A 14,951-nucleotide genomic window follows, 5' to 3' on the forward strand; every position below is an offset into this window, starting at 1 on the left:
CGATCACCGTCATGACGCGCCACGGCCGCTACACCGGCCTGTCCGGGTGGTTCGACGTTCCCGGGTCGAACGCCGCCCAGGCGGCCTGGTTTCCGCCGTACAGCTTGGCGACGGTCACGTCCTTGGGACCGACATTCGGGCTGCGGTCACCGGCGATGTCGACGAACGCGCTGAACAATTCCGGGTGCATGACGGCCAGGTCGACGGCGCAGGTGCCGCCCATGGACCACCCGGCGACACCCCAGTTGGCGCGGTCGGGGCTGACACCGAAGTTGGACACCAGGAACGGGATGACGTCCTTGCTCAGGTGGTCGGCGGCGTTGCCGCGGGTGCCGTTGACGCACTCGGTGTCGTTGTCGAAGGAACCGGTGGGGTCGACGAAGACCAACACCGGGGAGAACCCGTGATGCGCGGCGGCGAAGGTGTCGATGGCGGTGAACGCGCCGCCGGGGCCCAGCCAGTCGGCCGGGGTGTTGAACGCCGAGCCGATCATCATGACCGCGGGCAGCCGGGGCGGCGGGTTGCTGTTGAACCAGCCGGGCGGCAGGTAGACCAACTCGCGCCGGTGCCGGAAATGGGAGGCGTTGTCGTCGATGTCGACCGGTACCACCACGCCCTTGGTCGGCCGGGTGCCGGCGACCTGCATCTCGGTGACCCGCAGCCGGTCGATCTGGTCGGGTAGCGGGACCGAGGTCAGCTGGTTCCACGCGGCGAGCGCCGTCGGGAAGTAGCCGACCCAGCCGTTCAACGCCAGCGCGGCGCACAGGACGCACAAGGGGACGGACACCACCGCGACCCCGCGACGCCACCAGCCCGCGCCGCGCCAGCCGACCAGGAACACGGCGGCGGCCAGGCCGCTCATCGCGATCCACAACCACAGCGCCGGCGGCGCGGGGTCCCCGGCCACGCCGAGCGACGTGATGTACCAGTAGGAGAGGGCGGTGACCGCGACGGCCGCGATCACGGCCACGGGCAGCACCCGCGCGAGCCAGCGCCGAGCGCCCCACCGGATTGCGACGAGCAGCGCCAGCACCGTCACTGCCTGCACGGTGGCGGGGAACCACCCGTGCAGCAGAGACAGTCGTCCGAAGAATTGGTCCAACGGTCGTTGCCTTTGCTGAATCGGTGGCCGCGCGGGTCGGACCCGTGGTCGTGTCGAAGGTCGGGACAACTATCCCACACCGGGGCGCCACGCCCGCCCGTCGTCGCGGCGTGTGAGCGGTCGCCGTTCAGCGCTCGGCGATACCGCGGAATCCGCGCAGCCGCAGGCTGTTGCCGACGACGAACAGGCTGGACACCGCCATCGCGGCACCCGCGAGCATCGGGTTGAGCAGCCCGGACGCGGCGAGCGGCAACGCGGCGACGTTGTAGCCGAACGCCCAGAACAGGTTTGTCTTGATGGTCGTCAGGGTGCGGCGGGACAGCCGGACGGCGTCGACCGCGGCGCGCAGGTCACCGCGCACCACGGTCAGGTCGGCGGCCGCGATGGCCACGTCGGAGCCGGCGCCCATGGCCAGCCCCAGGTCGGCCGCCGCCAGGGCCGCGGCGTCGTTGACGCCGTCACCGACCATGGCGACAACCCTGCCGTCGGCTTGCAGGCGCCGCACGGCGGCGACCTTGTCGCTCGGCGTGGCGCCGGCGATCACGTCGTGAATGCCGACCTGCGCGGCGACGCGACGCGCGACGGTCGGATTGTCACCGGTCAGCAGCACGGGCGTCAGGCCGAGCCGCGTGAAGTGCCACACGGCCTCGGCGCTGGTGGGCTTGACCGCGTCCGCCAGCGCCAGCACACCGCGCACCCGGCCGTCCCATCCGACGGCGACGGCCGTGTGGCCGTCCCCCTCGGCGCGGGCGGCGGCCGCCGTCAGCGCGGCGTCCGGGCGCAGGCCGCCCTCGGCCAGCAAGGCGGGGCGCCCGAGGACGACCGCGTGGCCGTCGACGGTGCCCCGCACCCCGTAGCCGCCGACCGCCGTGAAGTCCGCCGCGGCAGGCAGGCGGCCGATCTCGGCACCGGCGGCCCGCGCGATGGCCCGCGCCAGGGGGTGTTCGGAGGCGTCCTCCAAGGCGCCGGCGTAACGCAGGACGGTGGCCCGGTCGGTGTCGGCGGCGACCGACACGGCGACGAGGGTCATGGTTCCGGTGGTGACCGTGCCGGTCTTGTCGAGCAGGATCGTCTCGATCGCCCGGGTCGACTCCACCGCCTCGGGCCCCTTGATGAGCACGCCAAGCTGCGCGGCCCGGCCGGCGCCGACCAGCAGGGCGGTCGGGGTGGCGAGCCCGAGCGCGCAGGGACAGGCGATGATCAGCACGGACACTGCCGCCGTCAGCGCCATGGCGAACGACGAGCCCGCGGCGAGCCACCCCGCCAGCGTCACGGCGGCCAGGGCCAGCACGACCGGCACGAACACCGCGGCGACACGGTCGGCGAGGCGCTGCACGCGGGCCTTGCCCGACTGCGCCTGCTCGACCAGCCGGGCCAGCTGCGCCAGTCGGGTGGCGTTCCCGACCCGGGTCGCGCGGACCACCAGGCGACCGCCGGCGTTTACGGTGGCGCCGGTGACGGCGTCACCCGCGCCCACCTCGACCGGAACCGATTCGCCGGTCATCAGGGAGGCGTCGACGGCCGAGGAGCCCCACACGACGATCCCGTCGGTCGCGATCTTCTCGCCGGGCCGGACGACGAACTCGTCACCGACGGCGAGCTGCTCGGTGGGGATGCGGATCTCGGCGCCGTCGCGCAGCACCGCGACGTCGCGGGCGCCGAGCTCGAGCAGCGCCTGCAGCGCGGCGCCGGCCGCCCGCCTGGAGCGCCGCTCGGCGTAGCGGCCCGCCAGCACGAACAGGGTCACGCCGGCCGCCACCTCGAGGTAGACGTGGGCGGCGCCGTCGCCGCGCCGCACGGTCAGATCGAAGCCGTGCCGCAGGCCGGGCCGGCCGGCGGTGCCGAGCACCAGCGCGTACAGGGACCACAGGAACGCCGACAGGGTGCCGATCGAGATCAGGGTGTCCATGGTGGCGGTGCCGTGCCGGAGGTTGGTCCAGGCGGCGGCGTGAAAGGGGCGCCCACCCCACGCGACGACCGGCACAGTCAGAATCAGCGACGCCCACTGCCAGTAGCGGAACTGCAGGGCGGGAATCATCGCGACGGCGATCACCGGGGCCGCGAGCAGCGCGGTGCCGACGAGCCGGGTGCGCAGCGACGTCAGGTCCGCGTCATCGGCCGCCGCGGCGCGGCGGGCGCGCGCCGCGACGACCGCGCCGTAACCGGCCTTCTCGACCTCGGCGACGAGCGCCGCCGGGTCGTAACCGGCCGGGACGGCGACAGCGGCCTTCTCCGTCGCGTAGTTGACGGTGGCGGCCACCCCGTCGAGCCGGTTCAGCTTCTTCTCGATCCGCGCGGCGCAGGCCGCGCACGTCATCCCGCTGATGGCCAGCTCGATGTGCGGCGGCGCGGCCGGCGAATCGGGTCGGGCCGCACTCATGCGACCAGGACGGCCTCGTAGCCCGCCTCGTCGACCGCCCCGAGCACCGCCGCCGCGGCGACGGGCGCCGCGCTGGTGACGACGAGCCGGCCGGTGTCGGCGTCCACCTCGACGCCGCCGACGCCGGGAATCTGGGCGACCTCGCGCCGGACGGCGGCCTCGCAGTGCGCGCAGCTCATCCCGCTCACCCGGTATTCGCTCGTCGCCATGACACTCCTTTGCTGACCCGCCCCCAACCCCTCCATTCTGCCCGGTCGCCGGATGCGGCGGGGACCGGTCCGCGGCGCCGCGGGGCAGCCCCGCGGCAGCGGCCGGGCGGGGTGCCGTCCGGCCCGGTCGCCGCATTACGCTGCCGGAAGCGGGGAAGGAGGCGCCATGACGGTGACAGTCGTCGACGCGGGGCCGCGCCAGGTGAGCCGATCGGTGGAGGTGGCCGCGCCGGCCGCCGAGCTGTATGCCTGGGCCGCCGACCCGCGCCGCCACCGCGAGTTGGACGGGTCCGGCACCGTCCGCGACAACATCGTGATGCCCGACAAGCTCGTGGTGGGGTCGCGGTTTTCGACCAGCATGAAGGTGCTCGGCGTGCCGTACCGCATCACCAGCACCGTGACCGCGCTCAAGCCCCACGAGGTCGTCGAGTGGCGGCACCCGGTGGGCCACCGCTGGCGCTGGGAGTTCGAGCCGGTCGCGCCCGGCCTGACCAGGGTCACCGAGACCTTCGACTTCCGCGACGCCGGGAAGATCAAGAACAGGCTGAAGTACTACACCCTGATCGGCGCCCGCAAGTTCAACGCCGCGGGCATCGAGGCGACGCTGACCAAGCTGCGCGACCGCTACGCCGGCTGATCGCCCGGGTCGGGGGCGTCCCAGGGGACCACGCCGGACACCCAGTGGCTCAGCGTGTCGACCTGGTCGTTGCGGTGCAGGTGCCGGGGCGGCGTCGCGTAGCTGGCGTACGGCCGGCACCGGATGACGACGCGGTTCTCCCGCTCCGACATTTCCTGGATGTGGGGCCGCGCCTCGTCACCCAGCGGTTGCCCGGACATGCGGCCGGCGACTGCCATCATCACGTCGACCGCCAGCGCGGGGTCTTCGTCGAGGGTCGCGTCCGCGTAGACCTGCAGGTACGCGAACGGCCACCGCTCGTCGAGCACGCAAAGGCTCACCTTGCCGTCGCGCTGGACGACCCGGGCTTTGCCGCGGCCGGCCATCGTGGAAACCAACAACTCGCCGGTGTCGGTGGGGATGTAGTAGACGATCGACATCGCCGGCCCGTCGCTGCGGCGGCGGTAGCCGAAGACGCAGGTGCGGTGCGTGCGCACGAACTCCCGTCGTTCGGAGGGCAGCATGTCGCGGTCGGTCGGGGCAGTGAACGGCGCAGCCGCCAACGGTAGAAGCATGACGAAGGGTCCTCGCTGTCAACGGCCTTGACCGGTGCGGATATATACGGATACAGTGTGTCCATTAATGCGGTGGGTGTCAAGACGGCAAAGGATCGACGGCAGTGAACGACGCGTCCGCCGCCGACCGGCCGACCGCGCCGCGCGGGCGTGGCCGCCCCGCCCGTGCGGTCGAGCGGATGCTGGACGCCGCCGTGCAGATCGTCGACGAGCAGGGCGCCGACGCGCTGTCGATGCGCTCGTTGGCCCAGCGGCTGGGCTCGGGCACGGCCACCCTGTACCGCCATTTCGCGAACCGCTCGGAACTGGTGTCCATGGTGATCGACCACATCCTCGGTGCGGCCGAGGAGGTGACGCCCGGGCCGCGCTGGCAGGACGCCTGTATGGCCTTGGCGCAGAACCTTTTCGAGGCCCTGCGTCGGCACGGCAACGTCGCGCCGCTGCTGGTGGAGTACACCCCGATCGGGCCGAACGCTCTGGCGCATCGCGAGCGGTGCCTGTCGGTGTTGCTCGCCAACGGTTTCGACCGGGCGACGGCGGCGCACGCCTACGCCACCCTGGCCCGCTACGTGCTGGGCTTCGCGTTGCAGTCCGGGCCGACCGCCGGCGAGCGCGACGGCGAGTTGGCGGCCGCGTTCCACCGCCTCGACGCGACCCGTTATCCCGCGACCGTCGCCGTCGCCGACGAGTTGCCGGTGCCCTTGACCGAGGAATTCGGCTTCGGGTTGCGGCTGATCGTCGCCGGCCTCGAGCGGTTGCGCGACTGAACGGGTGAGCGGCGTCCCTCGTTGCTTCGGACGTCCTGCCCGGCACCGAGAGGCGAAGGAGCGCCATGACCCAGCGCCTCGCGACCCGTACGACGACGGCCGGCCGGCTGCACCCGTCGACCCAGACGGGGCAGCTGCTCGGCCGCGCGTTTCCGTCAGGCTGATTTTCAGGGCTGTCGGCCGGTGGACTGATCGTTAACATTCTTAAAAATGTTCGGTCACCGGACCGGATGGCTCTTTTCGATCGGCGCTCGGGGATGGGGTCGGCGTGGTGAGGCTGCTACCACCTAGCCTGTCGGCGCCCGCCGGCCGACGGCGCCGTCGGTTGCCCTGGCTCAACATCCTCGGCGTCGTGGCGGTCGTCGCCGCGACCACCGCGATCGTCGTCAAAAACATGCCGTCGGCCGGGTCGAATGAAATCCTCAACGTCTCCTACGACCCCACCCGCGAGCTGTACGCCGCCGTCGACGCGAAGTTCGTCGCGCAATACCGGGCGCGCACCGGGATCACGCTGAACATCAAGGAGTCCCACGGCGGCTCGGGCCGTCAGCTCAAGACCGTGCTGGACGGCACGCAGAAAGCCAACGTCGTCTCGCTGGCGCTGATCAGCGACGTCGCGACCCTGAGCAAGCGTGGCCTGATCAACCCGGACTGGCAGCGCCGGCTGCCCAACAACGCGGTGCCCTACACCTCGACCATCGTCTTCGTCGTCCGCAAGGGCAATCCCAAGGCGATCCACGACTGGCCCGACCTGGTCAAGAGCGACGTCTCGGTGGTCACGCCCAACCCGCGCAGCTCCGGCAACGGCCAGCTGAGCGTCCTGGCGGCCTGGGGCTCGGTCACCACCCGCGGCGGCAGCCAGGCCAAGGCGACCGACTACCTGCGCACGTTGCTGCGCCACGTGGCCGTCTCCGACGCGGGGGCGCGCAGCGCCGGTGACAGCTTCACCCTGGCCAAGCTCGGCGACGTGCAGTTGAGCTGGGAGAACGAGGCGCTGCGCGAGGTCGCCGCCAACAGGGACGAGCTGGAACTGGTGTACCCGCCGGTCAGCATCCTGGCCGAGCCGGCGGTCGCGTGGGTCGATGCCAACCTCTCCGACGCCAAGACGGCGGGCTACGCCAAGGCCTACCTGCAGTACCTGTTCACCGCCGACGGGCAGGAGCAGGCGGCGCAGTACGGCTACCGCCCCGTCAAGCCGGAGATCCTGGCCAAGCACGCCGACCGGCTGCCCGCCCTGACGCTGTTCCCGATCACCGCCATCGCCAAGGACTGGAGCGACGCGCGCGAGCAGTTCTTCGGCACGAACGGCATCCTGGACACCCTCTCGGCGTCGCCCGCGGCGGCGGGGATCTAGCGGAAAGACGGACCCCGTGGCCCTCTCGATCAACTACGACGCGGTGAAAGGCCGGCACGACCTGATCGCCGGCCTCACCGTCGCCGCCATCTCGTTCCCCCAGGCGATGGCCTACGCGCTGATCGCGGGTGTCGACCCGAGGTTCGGCGTCTACTCGGCCATCGTCGTCACGATCGTCGCGTCGCTTTTCGGGTCGTCGTCACACCTGATCAACGGCCCCACCAGCGCCATCTCGCTGCTGGTGTTCAGCGCACTCGCCTTCCTCGACTCGGAGAACACCACCGAACTGTTCGAGGGGTTGTTCCTGCTGGCAGTGCTGGTCGGGGCGTTTCAGATCGTGATCAGCCTGTTCAAGCTCGGCAACCTGACCCGCTACATCTCGGAGTCGGTGATCATCGGCTTCATGGCCGCCGCGTCGTTCCTGCTCGCCATCGGGCAGCTGGGCAACGCCCTGGGGGTCCGCGACAAGGGCAACGGCCACATGCAGGTGCTGCGGCGGGTGTGGCTGACGCTGTTCCACGGCGACCACTACAACTACCGCGCGCTGGCGCTCAGCGCCGGCGCGGTCGTCCTGGCGGTGCTGCTGCGCAGGTTGGTGCAGCGCTTCGGGTGGCCGCAGATCGACATGCTCGTGGTGCTCGTCGTCACCGGCGCCGTCGCCTACTTCGCGGGCTGGTCCGTGCCGGGCCGCAGCGGCCACACCGCCGTCGCGGTGGCCGCCAAGATTCCGCGCAGCCTGCCGACCCCGCACGTTCCGGACGTCCAGACCGCCTGGCTGCCGCACCTGTCCACCGGCGCGCTGGCCATCGCGTTCGTGGGCATCATTGAGGCGCTGTCGATCGCGAAGGCCATCGCCTACCAGACCCAGCAGCAGATCGACTACAACCGCCAGATCATGGCGGAGGGCCTGGCCAACCTCGCCGGCGGCTTCTTCCAGAGCCTGCCGGGATCGGGCTCGCTGTCGCGATCGGCGATCAACTTCCAGTCCGGCGCCCGCACCCGGTTCTCCGGCATCGTCTCGGCCGCGACGGTCGCCGCCGCGCTGCTGCTGTTCGCGCCGCTGCTGCGCTACGTGCCGCAACCGGCGCTGGCCGGGCTGCTGCTGGTCACCGCCGCGCGGCTGGTGGACTGGAAGCGGCTGATCTACACGGTGAAGGCCTCCCGCTACGACGCCGGCCTGGTGGCCGTCACGGCCTTCACCGGCGTTGCGATCGACCTCGACAAGTCGGTGCTGCTGGGCGTGGTGCTGTCCATCCTGCTGTTCGTGCCGCGCGCGGCGAAGCTCAAGGCCCGGGAGTTGATCGTGACCCCGGAACGGGTGGTGCGCGAACGCATTGCGGGGGAGCCGGCCGATCCCGCCATCGTCATCTACGACCTCGAGGGTGAGCTGTTCTTCGGCGCCGCGCCGGAGCTGGACCGCTACCTCGCCGACATCGCCACCCGCATCGTGACCGACGACGTCAAGTACGTCGTGCTGCGCCTCAAGCGGGTCCGGCACCCGGACGTGGTGTGCATCGAACGGATCGAGCACTTCCTGCGCGAGCAGACCGCCCGCGGGATCACCGTTCTGCTCGCCGGCGTGCGGCCCGACACGCTGGGCGTGCTGCGTAACGTCGGCTTCGACAGCTGGTTCCCCGCAGGCGACGTGTTCCCCGAGGAGGACGAGGAGTACTCCGCGACCCTCAAGGCGGTGCGCCACGCGCACAACAAGCTCGCCGAGCTGAAACTCAAACCGCCGTTCACGGGTGCGCCGGAACTCGCGCCGCACACCGAGCTGTACTACCTGGTCTGACGCCCGTCAGCCCGCGGCGGCCGCCACCCGGGCCCGCTCGGTCATCGAGGCGACCACCCCGCCGTCGTTGAGGATGTCGGTGCCGGTGAGGTACCCGGCTTTATCGCTGGCGCAGAAGGCGAGCAGTTCGGCCATCTCCTCCGGCTTGCCCCACCGGGGGACGGCGGCGTCGGCCACCATCGCCCCGGCGCCGGCCCGCTCCTCGAGCCGGCCCATCTCGGTGTCGACCGAGCCCGGTGACACCGAGACGATCCGCAGCCCGCGGGCATTGAACCGCTCCGCCTGCGCCTGGCTGTACCACCGGACGAAGCTCTTGCTCAGCGCGTAGGCGAGCCCGGATCGGGCCTCCTCGGGCGCGACCGCACACGCCGCCAGCAGCGCGTCCATGAAGTCCTCGGCCTCGCGCAGCGCCAGCGGAAACTGCGCGGTGGGAATCATTTCGGCGGGCAACAGGTGCGCCGCCATGGACGCCACGTTGACGATGACGGAACCCTCACCGGCCACCTCATAGAACCGCTCGTTGACCTGCGCGGTCCCCAGCGCGTTGGTCCGCAACACGTACTCGGCGGAGCCCATGCTGGGGCTTACCCCGGCGGTGTGGATGACCGACGCGAGCGTGCCCAACGCGGCGGCGGTGTCGAACAAGGCGGCGACCGCCTGTCCGTCGGTGACGTCACCGTGGACGACGGTCGGCGTGATGTCCAGCGCGTGCAGGGCGTCCGCCGCGGCGCGCAGCCGGTCCGCCCTGACGTCGTAGAGGACCACCGTGTGGTCGCGACCGACGACTTTGGCCGTCGCCAGGCCCATGCCACCCGCGCCGCCTGTGATCACCGACACTCGACTCATGCCACCGACGGTATCCCTTCGGCGCGCGGCGGCCGTCATTCGGGCTCGTCGTGGTGCGGGTGACCGCTGTGACGCAGAGCGGTGCCGACGAACGGGGCCTTGACGGTCGCCAGCACATGGCGGCGATTGACGAGCAGCCCGGCGACCGCGACCACCGCGTACACGCCACACAGGATGAGCCGTCCGTGCGTCGAGGCGAGGGGGAACTGGACGACGAACAGGCCGAGCAGGGCCCACGCCGTCGCCCGGTGGAAACGCAAGCCGAGAATGAGGGCCACACCCATGAGTGTCTGCGTCGCGGTCAACAGCACCTCCTCGACCTGGCGCGGGTCGAGGACCAGGGCGGGGCCGCCGCCGCCGATCAGGTGAGCTACCGGCAGCGACCCGATGAGCAGCGTCCACTGGTTGACCTTCGACGAGATCAGCGTCGCGATGGCGGCCGTGCCCTTGCCGCGGGCCGCGAAGATGGTGGCCACGATGAATTCGGGCGCCTCCGACGCCAACGGCGCGAGCCATTGGACCAGGAGGAACCGGTCGATGCCCAGCTCGGTGCCGGCGCCCACGAGGTTGTCGGCGAAGGGCTTGGCGCACAGCAGAATGACGGCGCCGGCGGTGAGGAACAAACCGATCACGGTGGCGCGCCGCCCGCGGTCGGGGAGCTCGCCGATGGCGGCGGCGGTGCCGATCAGGTCCGGTTCCTCGACGTCGCCGTGGCTGAGCTTGTAGAGGTAGAACCCGAACCACCCCAACAACGCCAGGCCGAGGCCGAGGTGGATGGCGCCGCCCGCCGGGATGGCGAACGCGACCACCCCGGCCACCAGCAGGAAGCCGAGTTCCACCCGGTTGGTCGTCTCCAGTTCCAGGAGGGTCGCCTTGGCGCCGCCCTTGCGGGCCACGACGATGCTGACCAACACCACGACGGGCCAGCCCAAACCCATCAACAGCCGGTTGGAGCCGGTCATGTTCGCCGCGGCGTACTGGGTGTAGCCGGCGTTGTGGCCCGACACGTACGCGTAGTAGAGGTCGACGGCGTACTCGGGCAGCACGGCGATCAGCGCGAGCACCGCGGTCGCCAGGCCGCCGGCGACGTCGATCTGCGCGGCCTCGGCGGCCCACGCCAAAAGGAAGCTCGCGGACACCACCGCGGCCCCGAACACCAGCAGGGCGATCAGCGGGTCGGGGTGCAGGCCGAGGACGCGGATGACGGCGGCCGGGACCACGAACGCCGCGGTGATCACCGCCGACCTGGCCAGGGTGCGACGGCGCGTGCGCGCGGTCGTCGAGGGGGCGGCGGGAGGCCTGTCGGTGGCGAGCATCGTCATCCTTTGGTGGAAAGGGGTGGCGATCGGGTCACGGGGTTTCGGCGGGCGCCTGCCTACCGCCACCTCAAGTTACCCGCGTAACCCGCGCGCCAGCAACGTGCCGGTGCGACGAAGCGCGGGGATGCCGCCGTCCGTCTTTGCTGGCTATGCGGCCCTAGACGAAAAGTTAGGACTGCCTGATCGACAACTTCGGCAAACCATTTACCACCCCGATCACTTCGACGGCCGGCGGCGCGGGCGGGTGCCCTAGACGTCGGGACCCATGGCGGCCGCGGCGGCTTGGGTGAACAATGCGACGGCTTGGTTGCGGCTCAGCGAGGCCAACAGCTGCGCGGCCGCGCGCATCGTCTCGCCGACCAGCACGGTGGGCCCGTTGCCGAGGTTGTCGAACGCCTCCGCGATCACCTCGTCGATCGTGGCAGCGCCGGCCGGGGCGTCCTCGGGTGACGCGATCTGCCCGCGCGCGTATTCGAGCGCTCGAAGGGCGGGGGTGTTCGTCTTGCCCAGGATCAGGCCCACCACGTCGACGCCCTTGTCGTGCAGTTCCGCCCACAGGGCCTCGGCGAACACCATGTTGAAAGCCTTGGACGCGCCGTAGGCCACCATGTTGGGCCCGCCGGCCAGACCGGCGCCCGAGCCGAAGATGACGACGCCCCCGCGGCCCCGGTCGACCATCGGCCCGGCGAAGTGATGGCACAGCTGCGTCAACACCATGCAGTTGCGCTGCACCATCGCCTCGGCGGCCTCGATCGGACTGGCCAAAAACGGCGCAAAATGCGGGTCCGCGCCCGCGCAATACACCAGGAATCCGACGTCGAGGTCGGCGGTCACCGCCGCCACGGCCGCCGCCGCGCCCGGCCGCGCCAGGTCGACGGCCAGGGTCCGGGTGGCCGCCGACGTGGTCGCCTCGATCTCGGCCGCCACGCCGTCGAGGACCGCCTGCCGGCGCGCCACCAGGACGACGTTGACGCCGCGTTCGGCCAGGCCGGTGGCGAACGCCGCGCCGACGCCGTCCGAGGCACCGGCGACCACCGCCCAAGGGCCGTACTTGCTCGCGAACGTCATGCGCCGAAGGCGGCGACGCGCACCGAGGTGAACCGGCGTCGCGCGACGCGCCAGCCCTCGGCGGTGCGCACCACCTCGTCGTCGTAGAAGCCGCACGCGTTGACGCCGGATTGGTTATCCCCGAACATGATCACGGCGTCGACGTAGGTGCGCGCCGAGCCGTCGTCGCCGTCGACCGCGATGACCTGGTTGGTCAGGCGGTGCAGCGTGTGTCCCGCCGGGGCGTGCGTCGTGTCCATGAACTCGGTGACGGCGTCCACCCCGTGCCACGCGCCGATCTCGCCGTAGTCCAGTTCGCAGTCGTGGGTGAAGACGGTGCGAAACAGCGCCCAGTCACGCCGATCGATGCCGGTGGCGTAGCGCACCAGCAGGTCGGCGATGTCTTGCCGGTCCTCGGCTTCACTCACTGCGCGGCCCACAGCGTCGCGTCGATCGGGAATCGGTGATCTAGCCGCACGCGCGATACCGCCATCTTTCTCGAATAATCGATATAGCATCTCGAATGTTCGTGTTGACTGTAGGAATCGCGCGCTGAGGGAGTCAAGCAATTCGCGGAGCGACGTCGGCGCCGACCACCCGGGTGCTCGACGTGGTCGAGCTCCTCGCGCGGTGCGCGAACCGCCCCATCCGGTTCTCCGACGTGGTGCGGGAGCTCGATCTGACGCAGGCGACGGCGCACGCGATCCTCAAGACGCTGTGCGATCGGGGGTGGGCCAGCCGCGATCCGATCACCAAGACCTTTGCGTTGGGGCCCGCGCTCGCCGTGGTGGCCGCGCGGACCGACACGGCACGGCCGCTGACCCACGCCGCCCGCGCCGCCGCGCTGCGGCTCTCGGGCGAGGTCAACTACCCGTGCTCGGTGGTGGAGCGCTTCGGTGATTCGTTGGCGGTCACCGCGTTCGAGGGCGAGACCGCCACGCAGCCCTCCGGCATCCCGGGTGATCGCATCCCCTACGCGCCGCCGTTCGGCGTCGCGCTCGCCGCGTGGGACACCGACGAGGAACAACGGGCCTGGATCCGGCGCGGCGCGGGCACCAACCCGGACCGCGTGCGGCGCCTGCAACAGGTATTGCAGAACACCCGCGAGCGCGGCTTCGACGTCGATTGGACGACGCCCGCGGTGGCGCAGGCGGTTCAGGCGGTCGGCACCTTGGACAGCAACGACATGCCGACACCGGTGCGCCACATCAGGGATCAGCTGCTCGTCGAGTTCACCACCATCGGCTTCCTCTCCGACGACAACCCGGGACGGCGCAAGCAGCCCGTGGTCACCATCGCGGCGCCGGTCTTCGATCGCCGCGGCCACGCGGCCCTGATGCTGGCCGTGCACCCGCTGTGCCCCCTCAGCTCGCGGCAGGTCAAGGCGATCGGCCAGCGACTCACCGACCACACGGCGGCCATGTCGTAGGCCACCCGCTCCTCTTCCGTCAGATCAGCGGGCCGCAGGCCCGCGGCGATCGTGGCGATCTTGGCCTTCGAGAGGCCGGCGCGGTGGGCGAAGTACTCGTGACCATAGATCGCGTAGCCGGCGCCAAAGCGCGACACGGTGACCAGCGCGACCAACTGATGGATCGTAGCGGGCAGTTGGGCGTGGTCCCACAGTGAACGGTTGAAAGCCCAAGCAGCACAACCGAAATCGGGAAAGTGTTGCCACGCGTTGAACGGGCCGAGCAACGCGCCGTCGCCGCGGACCGCGACGAATTGGCCGAACTCGCCGTCAATGACGGTGCGCATGTCGTCATAGAGTGCTCGCTGCGCGGCGCTCAGATCGGGCGGTGCCAACAACGGCAGTCGCATCGGCCTGCCTCCTTTCGGTGGGTGGTTGTCCGCCAAGCCAATCCGCCGCGGGGGCCGCTTGTCCACGACGGATCTGCGACGACTGGTAAGCGTTGATTCCACACCCACGTCGCGCGGCCTAAACTCGCCGCATGGAACTGCGGCAGCTGCGCTACTTCGTGGCGGTCGCCGAGGAGCTGCACTTCGGGCGGGCCGCCAAGCGCATCCCGATCTCCGGACCGGCCCTGTCCCAACAGATCATCGCGCTGGAACGAGAAGTGGGCGCCGAGCTGTTCCGGCGGGACCGCCGCGGTGTCCGGCTCAGCGAGGCGGGCCGCACGCTGCTGCCCGACGCGCGCGCCATCCTGGCCCTGGCCGACGACGCCAAGCGCCGGCTGCAGCGCGCTGCCGCCGACAGCGCTCCCGTGCGGCTGGGTTACGTCAGCTGGCTGCCCGACGACATCGGCGCGGTGGTCGGCCCCGCCGTGTCGATACGCATCGACGAGTGGGTGCTGCCCTCGCACGCGCAGGCCGACCGGGTCGCGGAAGGCACGCTGGACGCTGCGCTCACCTGGGTGACCGCGCCGCAGGCCCGGCAGCGGAGCCTGGCCGCGCACCTGGTGCGCGCCGAACCGCTACACGCCGTGCTGCCCGGCGCCGGCTCGGCGGAAGCCGTTCGCGCACAGGACGTTACGGTGCTCCTCGATGCCGACGAGAACGCGTGGTCGTCGTGGAACCGCTTCGCCGGGCAGTTCGCGGGCGACACGGGCGCGCGGGTCGAGCGCATCGGTGACGGCGGCATCACCGGGGACGCCTTCTACGGGCACGTGCGCCGGATCGGCGCGCCCGTGCTGGCGTCGCCGAAGCGGCACAACGCACCCATACCGCCCAGCCTCGGCCAGCGTCCCGTCGCCGAGCCGCTGCCGTTGTGGACCTGGTCCCTGGTGCACCGCCACGCCGACGACCGGCCCGGCGTGCACCAGCTCGTGAACGCGCTGCTGGACGCGGCGCGGCACCGCGGTTGGCGGACGGCCCCGGCGCAGCCGTGGTGGATCCCGGCCGATGATCCCCACCGCGGCGAGCTCGACGGCCCCGAGCAGCGGTGAGAAGCGCGGCCTCACACACGTAACCAACCGGTCCTGGACAC

At 71.2% G+C, this 14,951-nt stretch carries 13 protein-coding genes and 1 pseudogene; 6 read left to right on the forward strand and 8 right to left on the reverse strand.

Features of this window, described 5'->3' with window-relative positions; genetic code table 11:
* Window positions 1–55: 55 nt before the first annotated feature.
* The 3 genes and pseudogenes from A5700_RS12220 to A5700_RS12230 all read right to left on the reverse strand — a co-directional run.
* A pseudogene (locus tag A5700_RS12220) lies at window positions 56–1,102 on the reverse strand (alpha/beta hydrolase); the annotation flags it as partial.
* Window positions 1,103–1,229: 127 nt separating this feature from the next.
* Complete coding sequence (locus A5700_RS12225) at window positions 1,230–3,482, reverse strand: cation-translocating P-type ATPase (protein WP_068204772.1); 2,253 nt, start codon at window positions 3,480–3,482, stop codon at window positions 1,230–1,232.
* Complete coding sequence (locus A5700_RS12230; RefSeq protein WP_068204774.1) at window positions 3,479–3,691, reverse strand: heavy-metal-associated domain-containing protein; 213 nt, start codon at window positions 3,689–3,691, stop codon at window positions 3,479–3,481. Before A5700_RS12230 ends, A5700_RS12225 begins: the two co-directional genes overlap by 4 nt.
* Window positions 3,692–3,857: 166 nt before the next feature.
* Between A5700_RS12230 and A5700_RS12235 the strand changes: the two genes are divergently transcribed.
* Window positions 3,858–4,328, forward strand: coding sequence for an SRPBCC family protein (locus tag A5700_RS12235; RefSeq protein ID WP_068073984.1), 471 nt, complete (start codon window positions 3,858–3,860; stop codon window positions 4,326–4,328).
* Here the strand turns inward: A5700_RS12235 and A5700_RS12240 are convergent.
* Entirely contained in the window at window positions 4,316–4,882 is a 567-nt protein-coding gene (locus tag A5700_RS12240) for a pyridoxamine 5'-phosphate oxidase family protein (RefSeq protein WP_068073982.1), read from the reverse strand. The two genes, A5700_RS12235 and A5700_RS12240, sit on opposite strands and share 13 nt — an antisense overlap.
* Window positions 4,883–5,061: 179 nt before the next feature.
* Here A5700_RS12240 and A5700_RS12245 point away from each other — a divergent pair, with 179 nt between their 5' ends.
* The 3 genes from A5700_RS12245 to A5700_RS12255 all read left to right on the forward strand — a co-directional run bounded on the left by A5700_RS12245 (window position 5,062) and on the right by A5700_RS12255 (window position 8,795).
* Window positions 5,062–5,649 (forward strand): TetR/AcrR family transcriptional regulator, encoded by a 588-nt coding sequence (locus A5700_RS12245; RefSeq protein ID WP_082959791.1) that lies wholly within the window; start codon window positions 5,062–5,064, stop codon window positions 5,647–5,649.
* Between the two features lie 268 nt (window positions 5,650–5,917).
* Entirely contained in the window at window positions 5,918–7,003 is a 1,086-nt protein-coding gene (locus A5700_RS12250; RefSeq protein ID WP_068073978.1) for a sulfate ABC transporter substrate-binding protein, read from the forward strand.
* 16 nt (window positions 7,004–7,019) lie between these two features.
* Window positions 7,020–8,795 carry a SulP family inorganic anion transporter gene (locus A5700_RS12255; protein ID WP_068073976.1) on the forward strand — a complete coding sequence of 592 codons (1,776 nt, stop codon included), beginning with the start codon at window positions 7,020–7,022 and terminating at the stop codon, window positions 8,793–8,795.
* A 6-nt stretch (window positions 8,796–8,801) separates the two neighbouring features.
* Here A5700_RS12255 and A5700_RS12260 read toward each other — a convergent pair whose 3' ends face one another.
* From A5700_RS12260 to A5700_RS12275, 4 genes are all read right to left on the reverse strand, one after another.
* Window positions 8,802–9,641, reverse strand: a complete 840-nt coding sequence (locus A5700_RS12260; protein ID WP_068073974.1) for an SDR family oxidoreductase — start codon at window positions 9,639–9,641, stop codon at window positions 8,802–8,804.
* A gap of 35 nt (window positions 9,642–9,676) precedes the next feature.
* On the reverse strand, window positions 9,677–10,963 hold the full coding sequence (locus A5700_RS12265) for a sodium:proton exchanger (protein ID WP_068073972.1): 1,287 nt from the start codon (window positions 10,961–10,963) through the stop codon (window positions 9,677–9,679).
* A gap of 246 nt (window positions 10,964–11,209) precedes the next feature.
* Window positions 11,210–12,028 (reverse strand): SDR family NAD(P)-dependent oxidoreductase, encoded by an 819-nt coding sequence (locus tag A5700_RS12270; RefSeq protein ID WP_068073970.1) that lies wholly within the window; start codon window positions 12,026–12,028, stop codon window positions 11,210–11,212.
* Window positions 12,025–12,435 (reverse strand): nuclear transport factor 2 family protein, encoded by a 411-nt coding sequence (locus A5700_RS12275; protein ID WP_068073968.1) that lies wholly within the window; start codon window positions 12,433–12,435, stop codon window positions 12,025–12,027. Before A5700_RS12275 ends, A5700_RS12270 begins: the two co-directional genes overlap by 4 nt.
* A 173-nt stretch (window positions 12,436–12,608) precedes the next feature.
* Between A5700_RS12275 and A5700_RS12280 the strand changes: the two genes are divergently transcribed.
* Window positions 12,609–13,436, forward strand: coding sequence for a helix-turn-helix domain-containing protein (locus A5700_RS12280; RefSeq protein WP_068073966.1), 828 nt, complete (start codon window positions 12,609–12,611; stop codon window positions 13,434–13,436).
* A 520-nt stretch (window positions 13,437–13,956) separates the two neighbouring features.
* Entirely contained in the window at window positions 13,957–14,910 is a 954-nt protein-coding gene (locus A5700_RS12285; RefSeq protein WP_068073964.1) for a LysR family transcriptional regulator, read from the forward strand.
* The last annotated feature ends 41 nt before the right edge of the window (window positions 14,911–14,951 follow it).

The organism is Mycobacterium sp. E1214, from assembly GCF_001666755.1.
Classification (GTDB): domain Bacteria; phylum Actinomycetota; class Actinomycetes; order Mycobacteriales; family Mycobacteriaceae; genus Mycobacterium.

Excerpts from the sequence above, each read along its gene's own strand:
- A5700_RS12225 (WP_068204772.1), bottom strand. The coding sequence starts at position 3,482 with ATGAGTGCGGCCCGACCCGATTCGCCGGCCGCGCCGCCGCACATCGAG.
- A5700_RS12230 (WP_068204774.1), bottom strand. The coding sequence starts at position 3,691 with ATGGCGACGAGCGAATACCGGGTGAGCGGGATGAGCTGCGCGCACTGC.
- A5700_RS12235 (WP_068073984.1), top strand. The coding sequence starts at position 3,858 with ATGACGGTGACAGTCGTCGACGCGGGGCCGCGCCAGGTGAGCCGATCG.
- A5700_RS12240 (WP_068073982.1), bottom strand. The coding sequence starts at position 4,882 with ATGCTTCTACCGTTGGCGGCTGCGCCGTTCACTGCCCCGACCGACCGC.
- A5700_RS12245 (WP_082959791.1), top strand. The coding sequence starts at position 5,062 with ATGCTGGACGCCGCCGTGCAGATCGTCGACGAGCAGGGCGCCGACGCG.
- A5700_RS12260 (WP_068073974.1), bottom strand. The coding sequence starts at position 9,641 with ATGAGTCGAGTGTCGGTGATCACAGGCGGCGCGGGTGGCATGGGCCTG.
- A5700_RS12265 (WP_068073972.1), bottom strand. The coding sequence starts at position 10,963 with ATGACGATGCTCGCCACCGACAGGCCTCCCGCCGCCCCCTCGACGACC.
- A5700_RS12270 (WP_068073970.1), bottom strand. The coding sequence starts at position 12,028 with ATGACGTTCGCGAGCAAGTACGGCCCTTGGGCGGTGGTCGCCGGTGCC.
- A5700_RS12285 (WP_068073964.1), top strand. The coding sequence starts at position 13,957 with ATGGAACTGCGGCAGCTGCGCTACTTCGTGGCGGTCGCCGAGGAGCTG.